Genomic DNA, 16,263 nt, shown 5'->3' with positions numbered 1-16,263 from the left:
CAAGACCACCAGCAGCCGATACAGTGCAAGTCCGGAACTTAGATAAAAACCATAAACTGGTGATCGGAGAGAGCCATGCGCAAAACAATGAAATTCAATCCCATCGCCGCCGGCATCATGCTTGCCTGCGGTGCATCCTTCGTACAAGCCGAAGCCCAACTGGAAGAAGTGACCGTGACCGCGCAGAAGCGCGAGCAGTCGCTGCAGGAAGTACCGGTGGCGGTCACCGCCTTCGGTGAAGACCAGTTGCTGGAAAACGGCGTCAGCGACCTGACCGACCTGCAAAAACTTTCCCCGAACACAACTTTACAGGTTGGACGCGGCACTAACACCACCCTGACCGCCTATATCCGCGGTATTGGCCAGGCTGACCCGCTGTGGGGCTTTGAGCCGGGCGTGGGTATCTATGTAGACGACGTATATATCGCCCGCCCGCAGGGTGCGGTAATGGACGTGTACGATGTACAGCGCGTTGAGATCCTGCGCGGCCCCCAGGGCACCCTGTACGGCAAGAACACCATCGGCGGTGCGGTGAAATACGTTACCAAACGCCTCACCGGCGACACCGAAGTTTCCGTGAGCGGCGCACTGGGCTCCTATAACCAGACCGACTTCACCGTGAAAGGCCAAACCGCCCTGAGCGACAATGTCTTTGTCGGTGCCACTGTCGCCAGCTACCAGCGCGATGGCTACGGTGAGAATGTCATCACTGGTGTCGACCAGTACAACAAGGATGTGCTCGCCGCGCGCGTTTCACTCGAGGCCAACCTCAGTGAAGACCTGTGGGTACGCCTGGCCGTCGATCGCACCGAGGACAACTCCAACTCCAAGCATGGCTATCGCCTCGCGCCCAGCTTTGCCGGCAACGAGCCCGTCCTCGACAGCGTTTTCGATACCCAATCCAACATGGTGTCTGACGAGAACGTGGTGCTGAACGAGGGCGCATCGCTGACTGCAGAGTGGGATGTCTCCGATGCGATTACCGTCAAGTCCATCACCGCCTACCGCGCCGGTGAGTCCGATACCAATATCGATTTTGACAGCATTAACGCCGCGGAATTCGATGTGCCCGCCCGCTACGCAGATGACCAGTTCTCTCAGGAATTCCAGCTCAGCTGGCAGGGAGAGAGTGCCGATCTGGTCGCCGGCCTCTACTACTTCGACGGCATGGCAAACGGCAAATATAATGCAGCCCTGTTCAGCGCAGTAACCAACGTGAGTGAGGGCCAAACAGACACCAAGAGCATGTCACTCTACGCCCACAGCAACTGGGCCCTCAGCGACCGCATGAACCTGACCCTTGGTGGCCGCATCACCAAGGATGAGAAAGAGTCCACCATCAACGCCTACAAGATACTCGGCGTCTACTCCGATGACCTCGCTGGCGCGGATCCGGTCAACGGTACTGGCGAGCTGGCCTTCCTGGCACCATTTACCGACAGCTTCTACGGCAAGAAGTCCTGGACCGAGTTCAGCCCGAAGATCGGTATCGACTACGCCATCTCTGATGATGTCATGACGTACGCATCTTACAGCCAGGGCTTCAAGAGCGGTGGTTTCAACCTGCGCGCCAAAGAAGAAGTGGATCCGCGCTCCGCAGATCCCTTCGCCCCGGAAACCGTGGCCAACTACGAAGTGGGTGTGAAGTCCGAGCTGGCTGACGGCCGAGTACGCCTCAATGCCGCAGTGTTCAACTCAGACTACACCGATATGCAGACCGGCGACTCGACCCGCATCTACTACGCTGCGACAGATGCTGCAGAGCTGATGCAGTATGTGGTCAATGCCGGTGAAGCGCAGGTACGTGGTGTCGAAGTCGAAATGGTTGCCGCCATTACCGATCGACTGACTGCCACCACCACCATCGGCCTGCTGGACCCAGAGTACAAAGAAATTCTGGTAACCCAGCCAGACGGCTCTATTGAAGACGAGTCCGACGTTCGCGAAATGGCCAACACGCCGAAGCAGACGTTCATGGCCCAACTGAGCTATGCGGTACCCATGGCTGGCGGGGAGCTGATGCTGAACTCCACCTACTCCTATCGCGACGATGTGCGCATCTTTGAAGTGCCATCTGCAATCGACCAGGATGCCTACGGCCTGATAGATGCCAGTGCGACTTTCTACAGCGCCGATGGCAACTGGAATCTCAGCCTGCAGGGCAAAAACCTGACCGATGAGGAATACATCGTTGCAGGCTATAACCTGGGCGACGCTTTCGGTATTCCCGCCTGGAACACTGCCTTCTACGGCGCACCACGCACTATCGCTCTCACAGGTAACTACAACTTCTAAACATCATCTCTCGCATTGTTGTACATTGCATTGTTATTGGGGCCCCTCCGGGGCCCCTTTTTTGTTCTTCTGAATCCCGCGAAATCACTCGCACCTGTCGCGAGAACCAGCACCCCGGCGCACGTTTATTTAAAATGGCGCCCTTATCAACATTCTGGCAGCAGACTCTTCTAGGCTGAAAAGTAAGGGCCGCAGTGAGGCGCCCTTGAATCAGCCATCGAGGTAACCGCGTGCAGAAATTGAGTAGTATTCTGCTGACTGCGGCGATAGCGACAGGAGTTGTTGCCGGTTGCACATCAACCGAGCCCAGGGAAAGTCACGTAAACCGCGCCTTCAGTAGCGCAGTCCCCCCGCATATGGATCCAACGCACCTGTCGGTGCGCGCTTCAGACCGCAGGCCCAGGAGTGGCAGCCGCGATTCGCCCCGCTCCCTGAATGTGAACGGCACCCGCTTCCGGTGTTTCGAGCAGGAGCTGGATTCAAAAGTAGTGGTGCGCTGCGTACGGCAACCGTCGTAACCCTTTCCCAGCGTCCGGTGCGGGCACTGGCGCCCGCCCACTCTCCATTTTGTGACCATTTCCGCCACAAGCTGTCGCCGTAGTCCACTCGCAAAAGGCGCGGCTGACTAAGCTTGTCCTATCTGTCGGCAGGGAGCAGGCACAGGGAGCAAAAGGAATGATCCAGAAAGGACTCAACAAGGCGATACCGGTGTGGCTGATTGGCCTCGCTATCGTCATCGCAGGTTGTATGAACATGGGCGACAAGGATTCTGGCCCGACCCAGAACCCGGGCTCAATGTCTGCCGTCTGCGGTGACAAATGGGAAATGCGCCTGCTGCGCATCAACGGCCAGGCGGTCCCCGTGGACCAACCACAGGAGTTCACCTTCCTGTGCAACAGCGACGGTGAGGCCATGGGCAAAAGCGGCATCAACACTTACCGCGGCACTCTGCAGATCACCACCAACGGCCAGATCCTGTGGGACACAGCCAGCTTTGCCTCCACCAAGATGGCTGGCCCGCCCCAGATCATGGAGCAGGAAACCCAATACCTGCGCGCGCTGTCCGGCACCCGCCAGGCATTCGTGAAAAGTGGCGGCGGTCGCCTGATCCTGCGGGATGCACCCGGAGACATCTACATCGAATTCATCAAGGCGGGTAGCTGACAGAAGCTACCCCCCCTCCAAGTCTGCTCCCTAGCCCATCACATTCGTTCGGCGCCGGATAGACCGGTTGGGTCACAGACAGCCGCCGGCAATTGATGTTAAATGGCGCAAAAGGCCACCGGATGGATTTCATGTTCCGCCAGCTACCGCTGCCATCTTTCCACGCTACCCGAAGCAACCTGCTTGGCGGGAGCATTCTCTCCCTGGCGTTCGCCTGCCTGCTCCTGAACGGCTGTAGCAGTAACGACACTAGCCCTGTAGCAATAACGGAAACCGGCAGCAGCGCCATCTGCGATCGCCAGTGGCTGCTGGACAGTCTGTCTGTGAATGGCCGCGAGCACAAACCGCGGATCTTCTGGAAAAAAATGTGGCGGGACCGCCCCTACCTAGGCTGTGACAAACTTGGATTTGTGCGCGGCAGCGCCGGCTCCAATCCCTACCTGGGCAAGTTCCAGCTACGAGAAAACGGAAGCGTCCACTGGCTGAAGCCACCGAAAATCTCCCGCATGGTGGGTCGCCGCGACAGCAGCGAGCTGGAGCAAGATTTTCTGCTGGCCCTCCCGAGGGTCACCCACGCCCACACCCAGGGTGACACCCTGATCCTGGAAGGAGATCAGGGCACGCGCCTCGAGTTCAGGCAGGCCAGCGAAGCCCCGCCGCCTGCCCCTGACACCTGACCGCAAACGAAAAAAGGCGGCCCGGGGGCCGCCTGAATTACATACTTTCCTCCACCTGTAGGAGCCTCCAAACCCGGAAGCATAAAATCACCAATGACATTGGTGTGATGCAAAGAGAGAAGATCAACGAAACGCGTTCAGTTGCGCGATGAAACAACCGGACAAGCCCAGAAAGGCCCGGAAATGAAAGCTTCGTTGTGGGGATACTCTACTTACCAGACGTGACAAACAGATTACCAAATAGGAAGTTCTCCCATTTCCCGGTAATTTTTTGATATTTACGGTCGCGAGCGTCGCTGGTGCTGCTCAAGATTTTGCTGGCGTTTGCGCTCGCTCTTGCGCAGCAGGATATAGGTAGCACCCAGGCCACCGTGCTGTTTCTGCGCACTGTGAAACGCGAGCACTTCGTCCAGCTGCGGCAGCCAGGCATTTACGCAGCTCTTCAGCATCGCTGGAGTTTTGCGCCCCTCGCCTTTGCCATGGGTGACCAGCGCACAGCGCACATCCGCCTCCACGCAATCCCTCACAAACTGGTACAGCGCACTGCGGGCCATTTCCACGGTGTGATTGTGAAGGTCCAGGCGCGCGTCCACAGTGTATTTGCCCAGACGCAGATTGCGGTAAACACCGTTCTGCACACCGTCACGCTTGAATTCGATGGGGTCGAAAGGCTCCACTGGCTCCACGAACTCACCTCCCAGCGGGTTCAGCTCCCGGTAGGTCTGGGCGGTGGCAGCTTCGCGGCGGGCGCGTTGATTGAGCGAATCCTTCGCCTGCTTCTTTAACGCAGTTTCACGCTGCTTGGGGCCCAGGGGCTTTACATCGCCCAGCGCTCCCATCGCCCCGCGAAAATCTTCCAGGTCGCTCTTGTCCACAGTTCCCCCGTTTACCTCTTACTGCCAGAACGCACCGGAAAGCGCAGTCAGGGATCGAGAAACAGATCCACTGCCAGCTCACCGGCCTTGGCGGGATTGTGCGCATATTGGGTAAAATCTTCCACCCCGCGTTCGTGCAGCAGCGTCTCGTCAATCAGTTGGGCGCCGTTCAGGCCCTGGTTATCAGTGATCAGCACCTCGTAGGCGGCGTCCGCCATCACCATGGGCTTGCGGCTCTGCTCGAACATTTCCCGGTTACCCACTGCGAACTCGATAGCGGCAGTGGCTACCAGGGTACGCGGCCACAAGGTGGCAACGCTGATTTTGGTTTTACGCAGCTCTTCCGCCAGTCCCATACTCAAAATGGTCATGCCGAACTTGGACAGCGCGTAGGGCGCGAAAGGTCCGAGCCAGCGGGGCTCAAGGTTTAACGGCGGCGACAGGCTGAGGATATGCCCACAGTCCGACTGCTTCAGGTAGGGAATGGCCAGGTGCGCCGTTAGGTATACGGCACGGGCGTTGACGTCCATCATCAGATCGTAACGCTTGGGTGGCGTGGCCTCGACGCTGGTGAGATTGATGGCGCCGGCGTTGTTGATCACCCCGTCGATACCGCCGAAGGTGTCGGCGGTTTTCTTCATCGCTTCTGCCACCTGCTCTTCCTCCCGCACATCGACCTGCATCGGCAGGGCCTTGCCACCGGCGGCCTCGATCTCTTCGGCAACACTGAAGATGGTACCGGGCAACTTGGGGTGGGGCTCTGCGGACTTGGCGGCGATAGCGATGTTGGCGCCGTCAGCGGCACACTTGAGGGCAATGGCGCGGCCGATGCCGCGGCTGGCACCGGTGATAAAGATGGTTTTGCCTTTGAGGGCGCCGGTATTCTCGGTGAGGGTGGTGAGGGTATTCGCGTCGCTCATGCAGGCACTCCCGTAGGGCTGGTGACAATAAGTTGCTGTTATCCGCCCTCGGCATCAACTACTGCGGGGCAGTAAATATCCTTGAAGGTCTGCGGCATACGCTTGGGTTTGCCACTGGAGAGTTCGATGCACACCATTTGCCAGCTAGCCCGAAGCACCAGAGCCTGGTCGCTGGCGCGATAGACCTGGAACCTGCGGGTCATATTGAGCCGACCGTCCACCATGGTGAGCCAGGTGCCGATCAGCAGCTCATCGCCCTCTCTGGCCGCCAGTATATAGTCGTACTCGGCCTGACGAATGGCCATTCCGCGGTCCATCGACTGGTAATTGGTGACATCCAGCCCCAGCTCGATACTGTGCAGCCACGCCGCGCGCTCACACCAGCGCACATACTCGGCGTTGTTGGCGTGGTGCAGGCCGTCGACCTGCTCAGCCTCGACGCGGACCTTGTGGATAAATGGCTGTGGATAATCCCATTGCATAAGTTTCCCCCCTGCAGATACAAAAAAGGCTCCCGAAGGAGCCTTTCTCAGCAAAGCCTCAGAAAAACCGAAGCTTAGGCGTCGGCTTTCTCACCACCTTGCTCGGCGGCCTGCTGCTGCGCCTGCTGCAGAGCAGCGGCGAACAGGGCGTCGAAGTTGATCGGCGGCAGCATCAGGGCGGGGAAGGAGCCCTTGGTGACGACGTTGTCTACCACTTCGCGCGCGTAGGGGAACAGGATGGTCGGGCAGGCAGTGTTCAGTGCCTGTGCCAGCTGCTGGCCTTCCAGACCCTTGATGCCGAACAGGCCGGCCTGCTGTACTTCCACCAGGAAGGCGGTCTCACCTTCAACCTTGACAGTGATGGTCAGGGTCAGCGCCACTTCATAGAGATCTTCGTCGATCTTGGCTGTTTTGGTATTCAGTTCCTGGGAGACTTCAGGTTTCCACTGCTTCTTGAAAATCTCTGCGCCCATCGGGGTCTCGAAAGAGAGGTCTTTCAGGTAGATGCGCTGCATTGCGAATTGTACTTGTTGTGCGTCGCCGTTTACTGCTGCGCCGTTTTGTTCTTCAGCCATGTCACTGCCTGTCGTAAAAAATTAGATTATTGACTGCCTTCCCTGAAAGAAAGACTCCCTGTATGGGTCTTACTTATGGGGGCCTCGAAAACTCCTTTCAAGGCACCTTTTGGAAATTTGTTGAACCCGCGCCGGGCCTTACGCCAGCAACTTGTCCAGCTCGCCGCTGCGCTCGATGGCCATCAGCTCATCGCACCCGCCTACATGGTGGTCACCGATCCAGATCTGCGGCACCGTATGGCGACCGGCCTTGGCAGTCATTTCTGCACGCAGGGCGCGATCACCATCCACGGAAATCTCCGTATAGGGGACATTTTTGTTGTCCAGCAGGTATTTCGCGCGCACGCAGAAAGGGCAGAAGCGGGTGGTGTAGATAACAACTTCTTTCACAACCGGATAACCTCTTTGCGGTACAGGCAGCTTGGGGCCAGATTAGCCCTTAACCAGCGGCAGCTTTTGGTTCGACCATTCGGACATACCGCCTTCCAGGCGGCGCACGGTGTAGCCCGCTTTCTTCAGTTGGCGACCCACCGGCCCCGCGTGCTGGCCGATCTTGTCCGCCAGAATCAGGGTCTTTTCTTTATAAGGTGCCAGCTCGCCGATGCGCTTCTCGATCTCGCCGTGGGGAATGTGGAGGGCGTCCACGATATGCCCGGCGGTGTAGTCGGAGCGGTCGCGCAGGTCCACGACCAGTGCGCCATCGGAGTTGATCAGACGCGTGGCCTCATGGGCTGACGCGGGCTTGCCCGCCTTGATACGCTCGGTAATGGCCAGCGCGTAAACAAGCGCCACCAACAGACTCACCAGCAGCCATTGCTCGCTGATAAAGACGAAAAAATCCACCTCGCCCCCGGAATTTCACAAATTGTTGTTCTGATATGACCAGACCTCTCAGTCTGGCCGCTTTGCGGCTGCTGCGTGCACTCTGCCATGCAGTCACTTGAAGGTGGCGGAGTATACACCACCGTGACCACTAAATAATCAGCAATTTCGGGGGCTCAATGGCGCCGATAGGCGGTTAATACCTGACCTCGCCGGCGCAAACAGGTTAAAATCCGCCACCTGCGGTACTTTACCCATACGAGACACCTTTAGGAGTTTCGTCTAGGAGTTTCGTCCCCCGGCACTGACGCCGAACGACCTTCCATCAACCCAATACAGGAATTCCGATCCCATGGCATCCGAGTCTTCGCCCAAACGCCCCGTGGTACTGCTTATTCTGGACGGCTTCGGCCACAGTGAGCACAGCGAACACAACGCCATCGCCGCGGCCAAGAGCCCGGTCTGGGACAACCTGTGGGCAAACTCCCCCAAGACCCTGATCCAAACCTCCGGAATGGCGGTAGGCCTGCCGGAAGGACAGATGGGTAACTCGGAAGTCGGCCATATGACCCTGGGCGCCGGCCGCGTGGTGTACCAGAACTTTACCCGCATCAACAAGGCGATCAAGGACGGTGACTTCTTCAAGAACCCGGCCTATACCGCCGCGGTCGACAAGGCCGTCGCCAACGACGGCGCCGTGCACATTATGGGCCTGCTTTCGGAAGGCGGTGTGCACAGCCACGACGACCACATTGTTGCTATGGCCACCCTGGCTGCCCAGCGCGGCGCCAAGGCGGTATACATCCACGCCTTTACCGATGGCCGCGACACCGCCCCGCGCAGTGCGGAAACCCCGCTGGCGCGCCTGACCCAGGTGTGCGATGCCCTCGGCACCGCGCGCATCGCCAGTATCGCCGGCCGCTACTTCGCCATGGACCGCGACAACCGCTGGGAGCGCGTGCAGCCCGTATACGACCTGATCACTCAGGGCAAGGCCGAGCAGCACGCCGAAAGTGCCCTTGCCGGTCTCGAGGCCGCCTACGCCCGCGACGAAAACGACGAGTTCGTGGCGCCGACCCGCATCGGTGATGCGGCTCCGGTCAACGATGGCGACGCGGTGATCTTCATGAACTTCCGCCCGGATCGCGCGCGCCAGCTGACCCGCGCCTTTACCGACCCGAACTTTGACGGCTTCGAGCGCGCAGTCACCCCGAAACTGGCGGACTTCGTAATGACCACCGAGTACGCCGCCAACATCGACGCCAGCTGCGCCTTCCCGCCGGAAAACCTGGTAAATACCTTCGGCGAATACCTGGAAAGCCAGCACAAGACCCAATTGCGCATCGCCGAGACAGAAAAATACGCACATGTGACCTTCTTCTTTAGCGGCGGCCGCGAAGAGCCCTACAATGGCGAAGAGCGCATCCTGATCAAATCGCCGGACGTGGCCACCTACGACCTGCAGCCGGAAATGAGCGCGCCGGAAGTAACCGACAAACTGGTTGCGGCCATCGAGAGCGGCAAGTTTGACGCTATCATCTGCAACTATGCCAACGGCGACATGGTCGGGCATACCGGCGTGTTCGAAGCCGCAGTAAAAGCGGTGGAAGCACTGGACGGCTGCGTGGACCGCGTCACCAAAGCCGCACTGGCTGCCGGCGGCGAGGTGCTGATTACCGCTGATCACGGCAATGTGGAAGAGATGTTCGACGCCGGCTCCGGCCAGGTCAGCACTCAGCATTCCACCCTGCCTGTGCCTTTCGTCTATGTGGGCGAGCGCAAGGTCACCATGCGCGACGGCGGTAGCCTGGCGGATGTAGCACCCACCATGCTGGCATTGATGGGCATTCCCCAGCCGGTAGAGATGAGCGGCGAACCGCTGGTAAAACTGAACTGATCCGGACTGATACTCAGAGCGAATTGCAAGGTAATACAGTCTTCATGAAAATTTCTGCGATTGTCATGGCAGCCCTGCTGTCCTCACTGTTTGTGGTACCCGCCTGCTTCGCGCAGGCGGCAGAGGAAGAGCAGCAGGCGCGCCTGGCGGAAATCAAACAACGCATCGAGTCCCTGCAGCAAGAACTGAACCAGGTAAAAAGTGAGCGCGACCAGCTGCTCAAGGACCTGGAGTCCAACGAGAAAGACATCTCGGAACTGCTGCAGCGGATCGACAAGATCAAGTCGGACATGCAGAGCCGCGGCGAAAAGCTGCAGGAGCTGAAACAGGAAGAAAAACAGCTGGAGGATTCCCGGCGAAGTATGCAGCGGCGGGTTGAGCAGGAAGTCGCCGCCGCTTACCGACTCGGTCGCCAGGAGCAGATCAAGCTGCTCCTCAACCAACAAGATCCCCAGCACATCGCCCGCCAACTCCGCTACCACGACTACTTCCTCAAACAACGCAGCCGCGTTATCGGCGACTACGTTTCCACCCTCGAGCAGCTCTCCACCGTCAGCACTGGCATCCAGCGTGAACAGGACACCCTCGCCCGCGAGCGCAGCCAGCTCGAAGAAAAACGCCGCGACCTGGTCAGCGCACAAAAGAGCCGCCAACGCACCCTCGACAAGCTCGCCAGGCAGCTCGCCAGCAAGAGCGGTGAGCTCGACCAGTTGCACAGTGACCGCAGTCGCCTGCAACGTCTGGTGGACGAAGTGGGCCGCGCCATTGCCAGCCTGATCAATCCCAGCGACCAGACGCCTTTCGCCAAGCAGCGCGGACGCATGCAGTGGCCCACCAGCGGCCGCCGTGCCAATGCCTATGGCCAGCGCCGCGCCAACGGCATCACCTGGACCGGCGTTACCCTGCGCGCTAACGAAGGCGCACCAGTAAAAGCCATTCATCGGGGCCGGGTGGTATTTGCGGATTACCTGCGCGGCCAGGGCATGCTGATCATTCTCGATCATGGCGACGGCTACATGAGCCTGTACGGCCATAACCAGTCCCTCAATCGCGCCATCGGCGAATGGGTTGAGCGCGGCGACACTATTGCCAAGGTCGGCAATACCGGCGGCATCAGCCAGCCGGGCCTCTACTTCGAAATTCGCCGCCACGGCAAACCGCAGGACCCTACGGTTTGGTGCCGGGGCTGACCCTAGGCACCCCCCCTATATTGATTCCCACCAGGGTGCAGCACGCATCACCACTCACGCATCACCACAATAGTGTCGCGGTACCTAAGGATGATTGACGCGCATCTGACCTTTACTGAATAATCGGTCACGAAGCTGAGACCAAACAAAATAAGAAATCAGCGCATCAGACCTATCGAGAAAACCAAAATAATCATCAGCCCGCTTTTGGCCAGTACTTCTGTGCGACAAATACTCGGGCGAACCATCCAGTTAGGACGCGAAGCCATGTTGCACGTAGTTTTCAGGGGAGTAGTCGCCATTGTCATATCAGCGACTTTGATCGCATGTGGTGGCGGTGGAGGTAGTAGTGATACCCCGAATAACACTGCGCCCGACAACAATAACGGTACAGTCACACCAACCACGCACAACCTTTACCTTCCTGCGGGCAATGACATCCGGCTCTACTACAACAACAGCGGTGCCGCAGCGTACTTTTCTGGTGATATCTCGGTAAATGGCACGGATGGGCGCATTCTTAGCTACCCAAGTGGTGGGCGGCACTATTTTCAGTCCACCGAAGATAGAATCGCGCTCCTCGGTTACTTCGCGTCAGAAATCGAGGTGAGTGGAATTGGCACCTTTTCCGTAGATTTGCGCCTGAACACCCCAATCGTGCTCTGGCAAGAAGGCATGCAAGTCTCCAGCAGCGCAGACTATAGTGGCACGGGCACCGTTGATATCTCACCAACCTATGGCCAGCGCGATATTACGTTTTCCGGTTCACAGAGAATTTGGCACGAAGAGATCGAAACGCCTTTTGGTCCTGCGCAAGCAAAAGTGGTGAGCGTTTATCTGAGCGCGAATACGACGATTGATGGTGCAAGTGTTGAATTGAATTATGAGATCAAATTTTGGCTCGTGGAAAATATCGGCATCGCTCGTCTGATTGAAAATAACGTCTACTCCAATTTATCCCGATTTACCGGCGACGACCCGGATGGTGATGGCGTCCCCGAACCTTTCGACTTGTTCCCTGAGGACTCCGGGAAAAGCTACGACACCGACAACGATGGTATCGCCAACGAGGAAGACCCCGACGACGACAACGATGGCACCGAAGATACTACCGACGCCTTTCCCTTGGACCCCAATGAGCAGAAGGATACCGATGGCGATGGTGTTGGCGATAATCGGGATTACGATATCGATGGCGATGGCTACGCCAACGTATCGGATGCCTTTCCGTCAGACCCAAGCGAAAACAGTGACTGGGATGGGGATGGTATTGGCGATAACGCCGATCCCGATGATGACAACGATGGCGTTGACGATGAAACCGATCGGTTTCCCCGCGTTGCGGGAGAGAGCACCGACTTTGATAACGATGGCATAGGCGATAATGGTGATCGTGACGACGACAACGATGGTGTTGACGACGTATACGACTACTATCCATATGACGCCAGTCGCCACGCGAAACTCGCCCTCACAAACGCCGCCCATGCGATCACTTACGTGCGCGGAAGCCCCAACCCGATCTACACCGTTACTACCACCTTGTATGCGCCGGACCTGGAGTGGGACCTGGGTGCACTCGCCAGCGGCATCTCGGCCGATCAAACAAGTGGCAGCGGCAGCGACACGATCACCTTCACCATTGATATGACACAGGTAGACCGGGCAGTAGCGGAATTCGAAACCGAAATTTCGGTTCTCGATTCAGATGACAGAGAGTCCGTGCGCTTTGACCTGACACACGAGCTACCAGCATTTACATTCGCGCAGGAAGAGCTAGAGCTCGACGCACAATATGGTTGGGACGAAACGCAGGCTATCAATCAGCTCAGCCTGAATACCGGCAGCAACCGCTATGCCGCAGATATTGAAGTGACCTTCCCGATAGCGGAAAGCTGGACCGCACCCACCGCGCTGGAAGTCAGTGGTGAAGAGCAAGTCCTCAGCTTCGATTTCGATCCGACAAAATTTTCAGAGGGCCTACATGAAGGACAGGTAACCGTTACCACGGAAGTCGATGGCGAGACGATTACCGGCAATTTCATCCTGCGCGTGAAAGCATCGTCAAATCGCTTGACAGCACGAGACATCGGTGTGTCTTTGTCACACTTCCCCGGAATCGACAGGACACAACATACAGTTCTGATTGACGATAGCTACTGGATCGGAGGCATTCCGTGGACTGCCTCCACAGATGTAGAATGGCTCAATATCGACGACAGCGGCGTGACCGGACAACCCCTTACCATAAATGCCGTCACAGATGGTCTTCTGCAAGATACCCTGCACTTGGCAACCATCACTATTTCATCTACAAATCCAGCAGTTGAGGGAACAGAAAAAATCCATGTTAGTTTATGGGTTGGCAGCGCGGATCCGGAACCGAAGCGCTACGCCTCGGTTACGGATGACCAATATCGGCAAATAGCTTCCGACCCGCTAAGACCATTGCTCTACGCAAGTAGAGAATCGGAAGTGGATATTTATAACATCTACACCGGAGAACTCGTTGATAGCAAAGACCTAAATCTTAGCGCCATTAATTCTCTTACCATTTCTTCCGATGGGAAGTTCCTGTACGCCTCATCGAATGTGGATAAAAGAATCTCCCAAGTAGAACTTCACACCTGGAGTGAAAAATCATGGCAGTTTGATAGCAACTCAACGCTCCTACGACTTCGCTTCGGACGGGTAAACGGCACTCCCTTTGTAATACCGTACTATGCCTCTTCGCCATTACATGGTGAGACTGGCGCAGCGATCAATCAAAACTTCTCATTCGGCGGAGATGATGACTGGGTATTTAGCCCCGATGGTCGCAGCTATTGCCACACATTCTCCAGCTCCATACGCTGTGACTCAGTCACTTATTCAAGCCTGAGCAATACACTTAAACGAGATTTCCTCTGGCAGGATTCAAACCTTGGAGGAAACGACGTAGCTATTAGTAACGACGGAAAATATGTTTACTCCGGAGACGATGTAAACAAGTTCGATGCCTCAACCGGCGAATGGCTAATGGAATTACCCGTGACGGGACGCCTAATGGCACTGGACGCTGGCCCCGACGGCGAGCTTGCAGTAGGCACTTCCTGGATCTACGGGGAGCTGGATTTCTGGCGCCTCGACAGCGCCGGCAACGTTATTCACAGCGATCGTCTCAGCTCTTCTAGCGCGAGCATTTTACAGGGACAAATGTATTTATCCGCTGATGGTCTGATGGCTATGGCACTGTTTGGGAGCTCCGACAAAACCATCGTCTTCTCTCGAAATTACTGAAGGGCAACTCCTCCTCACCAATTAAAAGACATCCGGGGGGTGCACCTACATTGTGCACTCCCGTCACCCTATAAAGGGCTGGGATGTCCATTAGTGAAGGCGCTGCACGCCGGTGCCAGTTTTCAAGTCCAGAATGAGGGCTTAGCTCCGGCGCACCAAAATCATATCTTGCATACTTCTCCATCCTCCAACCGCTCCTCTCGGTGGTACTCCCCCTCATTGGTTAACTTCCCCGCCAAGTTAAGCCCCAGAGTGAGAGCCGGGTCTACAATTCTTCATGGACAGTAACGATAAATGCCAAGGACGTGCAGATTATGTTCACCCCGAAAATGCTCGCCCGCCTGATCGGCGTGGCAGCTCTCACCGCTCTGCCGCTGATGGGACTCAGCCAGGGCGACCAAAGCGATAGTGCCGAGCGCGCTGCACTGGACGCTGAATCCCGCCTGCCGCTGGAAGACCTGCGCAGCTTCGCCAAAGTCTTCGAGCAGATTCGCCAGGGCTACGTCAACGAAGTGGACGACAGTACCCTGCTAGAATACGCCATCAAGGGCATGCTGCAGGGGCTGGATCCGCACTCCGCCTATTTGGACAGCCGCTCCTTCGACGACCTGCAGGCCAACACCACCGGTGAATTCGCCGGCCTCGGCATCGAGGTGGGGATCGAAGACGACTACATCACCATCATCACTCCCATGGATGGCACACCTGCCGAGCGCGCCGGACTGCGCGCCGGCGATGTCATCCTGCGCCTGTCCGGCAAATCCATGCGCGGCGTCAGCCTGGACGATGCGGTGGAAAAAATGCGCGGCCCGGTGGGTTCCTCGGTAACCCTCACTATCGGCCGCAAAGGCCACAAGGAACCCTTCGATGTCACCGTCAAGCGCGACAAGGTGCGCGTGTACAGCGTGCGCGGTGAAATGCTTGAGGAGGGCTACGGCTACCTGCGCATCAGCCAGTTCCAGCTGGATACCGGTGGCGACCTGATGCGCGCGATGAAAAAGCTCAAGAAAGAGGGTGAGCTGAAGGGCCTGGTCCTCGACTTGCGCAACAACCCCGGCGGCGTGCTGCAATCGTCTGTGGAAGTGGCGGATGCATTCCTGGAAGAAGGCCTGGTGGTGTACACCGAGGGGCGCAATGAATCTTCCAACCTGCGCTACTCGGCCAGTTCCGGTGATGTCAGCAATGGTGCACCACTGGTAATACTGATCAACGACGGTTCCGCGTCTGCGGCAGAGATCGTGGCCGGCGCGCTACAGGATCACCGCCGCGCCGTGGTAATGGGTACCGACAGCTTCGGTAAGGGCTCGGTGCAGACGGTTATCCCGATCAATGAAGACCGCGCGATCAAGCTCACCACCGCGCTCTACTTTACGCCCAAGGGCCGCTCTATTCAGGCACAGGGCATCAAACCGGATATCACCGTAGAGCGGGTACAGGTGACCCGCCTTGACGGCCGTGCGCGCACTACCGAGGCAGATCTCGCTGGCCACCTGGGCAACGGTAACGGCGGCAAGGAAAGCGGCTCGGAAGACCGCAAGCGCGCAAAAGCGAAACAGGACGACTGGTACAGCCGCGACAACCAGGTATTCGAAGCGCTGAACGTACTCAAGGGCCTGAACCTGTATGTGCATCGCACTCCGGTCCGCGGTGATGAGAGCAGTGCTCCGAAAGCGAAAGGACAAGTAGCGCAAATTCGCGCCGAGGACCTGTAAAAAATCGGCGAGCGTAAACAGCAGCACCCGGTTATTGGCTAGCCTTTTAACTGGGTGCGCTTTATCCGTACTGAAGTATCAGCAGTAAAAGTGGTAGCAGTAGTTGTAGCGAGGTTGTCATGCAGCAGTATCGTCGTGGCGAAAATGGAACATCTATTCCCCCTCGCGCAGATCGCTTTTTCAAACTTGATGACGACTGGTATTTTACTGTGCGCGGCGGCAAGACCTTTGGCCCCTATGCCTGCCGAGAAGAGGCCGAAAAAGCGGTAGATAACTTTCTCAGCCCCATCAATAAATACACTGGCAACGTGCGACCGTTCGGTAGCCTGCGTGCAAGGCGCTGGCGCGACGCACACAAGTTCTAGTGCTCACTGC

At 57.5% G+C, this 16,263-nt stretch carries 14 protein-coding genes; 8 read left to right on the top strand and 6 right to left on the bottom strand.

What is annotated here, in order from left to right; translation table 11 throughout:
- Positions 1-75 precede the first annotated feature (75 nt).
- The 3 genes from LC059_RS09410 (at position 76) to LC059_RS09400 (ending at position 4,136) form a co-directional block, all read left to right on the top strand.
- On the top strand, positions 76-2,295 hold the full coding sequence (locus tag LC059_RS09410; RefSeq protein WP_226703594.1) for a TonB-dependent receptor: 2,220 nt from the start codon (positions 76-78) through the stop codon (positions 2,293-2,295).
- 675 nt (positions 2,296-2,970) lie between these two features.
- A complete protein-coding gene (locus LC059_RS09405; protein WP_226703593.1) occupies positions 2,971-3,459 on the top strand; it encodes an META domain-containing protein in 489 nt (162 codons plus the stop codon).
- Positions 3,460-3,590: 131 nt separating this feature from the next.
- On the top strand, positions 3,591-4,136 hold the full coding sequence (locus LC059_RS09400; RefSeq protein WP_226703592.1) for an META domain-containing protein: 546 nt from the start codon (positions 3,591-3,593) through the stop codon (positions 4,134-4,136).
- Between the two features lie 278 nt (positions 4,137-4,414).
- Here LC059_RS09400 and smrA read toward each other — a convergent pair whose 3' ends face one another.
- The 6 genes from smrA to LC059_RS09370 form a co-directional block, all read right to left on the bottom strand.
- Positions 4,415-5,011 (bottom strand): DNA endonuclease SmrA, encoded by a 597-nt coding sequence (gene smrA, locus LC059_RS09395; protein WP_226703591.1) that lies wholly within the window; start codon positions 5,009-5,011, stop codon positions 4,415-4,417.
- Positions 5,012-5,058: 47 nt separating this feature from the next.
- Complete coding sequence (locus tag LC059_RS09390; protein ID WP_226703590.1) at positions 5,059-5,931, bottom strand: SDR family oxidoreductase; 873 nt, start codon at positions 5,929-5,931, stop codon at positions 5,059-5,061.
- Between the two features lie 38 nt (positions 5,932-5,969).
- Entirely contained in the window at positions 5,970-6,413 is a 444-nt protein-coding gene (locus LC059_RS09385; protein WP_226703589.1) for an acyl-CoA thioesterase, read from the bottom strand.
- A gap of 74 nt (positions 6,414-6,487) precedes the next feature.
- The gene (secB, locus tag LC059_RS09380; protein WP_226703588.1) at positions 6,488-6,988 is read right to left on the bottom strand and encodes a protein-export chaperone SecB; all 501 of its coding nucleotides are present in this window, start codon (positions 6,986-6,988) and stop codon (positions 6,488-6,490) included.
- A gap of 138 nt (positions 6,989-7,126) precedes the next feature.
- Positions 7,127-7,378: a glutaredoxin 3 gene (gene grxC, locus LC059_RS09375; protein WP_226703587.1), complete on the bottom strand. Its 252-nt coding sequence runs from the start codon at positions 7,376-7,378 to the stop codon at positions 7,127-7,129.
- A gap of 42 nt (positions 7,379-7,420) precedes the next feature.
- Complete coding sequence (locus LC059_RS09370; protein ID WP_226703586.1) at positions 7,421-7,831, bottom strand: rhodanese-like domain-containing protein; 411 nt, start codon at positions 7,829-7,831, stop codon at positions 7,421-7,423.
- 331 nt (positions 7,832-8,162) lie between these two features.
- Here LC059_RS09370 and gpmI point away from each other — a divergent pair, with 331 nt between their 5' ends.
- From gpmI to LC059_RS09345, 5 genes are all read left to right on the top strand, one after another.
- Complete coding sequence (gene gpmI, locus LC059_RS09365; RefSeq protein ID WP_226703585.1) at positions 8,163-9,707, top strand: 2,3-bisphosphoglycerate-independent phosphoglycerate mutase; 1,545 nt, start codon at positions 8,163-8,165, stop codon at positions 9,705-9,707.
- Positions 9,708-9,751: 44 nt separating this feature from the next.
- Positions 9,752-10,897, top strand: a complete 1,146-nt coding sequence (locus LC059_RS09360; RefSeq protein ID WP_226703584.1) for a murein hydrolase activator EnvC family protein — start codon at positions 9,752-9,754, stop codon at positions 10,895-10,897.
- Between the two features lie 267 nt (positions 10,898-11,164).
- Positions 11,165-14,176: a thrombospondin type 3 repeat-containing protein gene (locus tag LC059_RS09355; protein WP_226703583.1), complete on the top strand. Its 3,012-nt coding sequence runs from the start codon at positions 11,165-11,167 to the stop codon at positions 14,174-14,176.
- Positions 14,177-14,490: 314 nt separating this feature from the next.
- Positions 14,491-15,888 (top strand): S41 family peptidase, encoded by a 1,398-nt coding sequence (locus LC059_RS09350; protein WP_226703582.1) that lies wholly within the window; start codon positions 14,491-14,493, stop codon positions 15,886-15,888.
- A 119-nt stretch (positions 15,889-16,007) separates the two neighbouring features.
- Positions 16,008-16,253 carry a DUF6316 family protein gene (locus LC059_RS09345; RefSeq protein ID WP_226703581.1) on the top strand — a complete coding sequence of 82 codons (246 nt, stop codon included), beginning with the start codon at positions 16,008-16,010 and terminating at the stop codon, positions 16,251-16,253.
- The last annotated feature ends 10 nt before the right edge of the window (positions 16,254-16,263 follow it).

The sequence above is a fragment of the Microbulbifer elongatus genome, from assembly GCF_020524885.1.
Taxonomy (GTDB): Bacteria; Pseudomonadota; Gammaproteobacteria; order Pseudomonadales; family Cellvibrionaceae; genus Microbulbifer; species Microbulbifer elongatus_A.
This window is presented reverse-complemented; position numbering and strand designations above follow the sequence as displayed.

Coding starts and splice junctions, on each gene's coding strand:
- LC059_RS09400 (WP_226703592.1), top strand. CDS start 3,591: ATGTTCCGCCAGCTACCGCTGCCATCTTTCCACGCTACCCGAAGCAAC.
- secB (WP_226703588.1), bottom strand. CDS start 6,988: ATGGCTGAAGAACAAAACGGCGCAGCAGTAAACGGCGACGCACAACAA.
- LC059_RS09410 (WP_226703594.1), top strand. CDS start 76: ATGCGCAAAACAATGAAATTCAATCCCATCGCCGCCGGCATCATGCTT.
- LC059_RS09385 (WP_226703589.1), bottom strand. CDS start 6,413: ATGCAATGGGATTATCCACAGCCATTTATCCACAAGGTCCGCGTCGAG.
- gpmI (WP_226703585.1), top strand. CDS start 8,163: ATGGCATCCGAGTCTTCGCCCAAACGCCCCGTGGTACTGCTTATTCTG.
- LC059_RS09360 (WP_226703584.1), top strand. CDS start 9,752: ATGAAAATTTCTGCGATTGTCATGGCAGCCCTGCTGTCCTCACTGTTT.
- LC059_RS09345 (WP_226703581.1), top strand. CDS start 16,008: ATGCAGCAGTATCGTCGTGGCGAAAATGGAACATCTATTCCCCCTCGC.
- LC059_RS09405 (WP_226703593.1), top strand. CDS start 2,971: ATGATCCAGAAAGGACTCAACAAGGCGATACCGGTGTGGCTGATTGGC.
- LC059_RS09390 (WP_226703590.1), bottom strand. CDS start 5,931: ATGAGCGACGCGAATACCCTCACCACCCTCACCGAGAATACCGGCGCC.
- LC059_RS09350 (WP_226703582.1), top strand. CDS start 14,491: ATGTTCACCCCGAAAATGCTCGCCCGCCTGATCGGCGTGGCAGCTCTC.
- LC059_RS09355 (WP_226703583.1), top strand. CDS start 11,165: ATGTTGCACGTAGTTTTCAGGGGAGTAGTCGCCATTGTCATATCAGCG.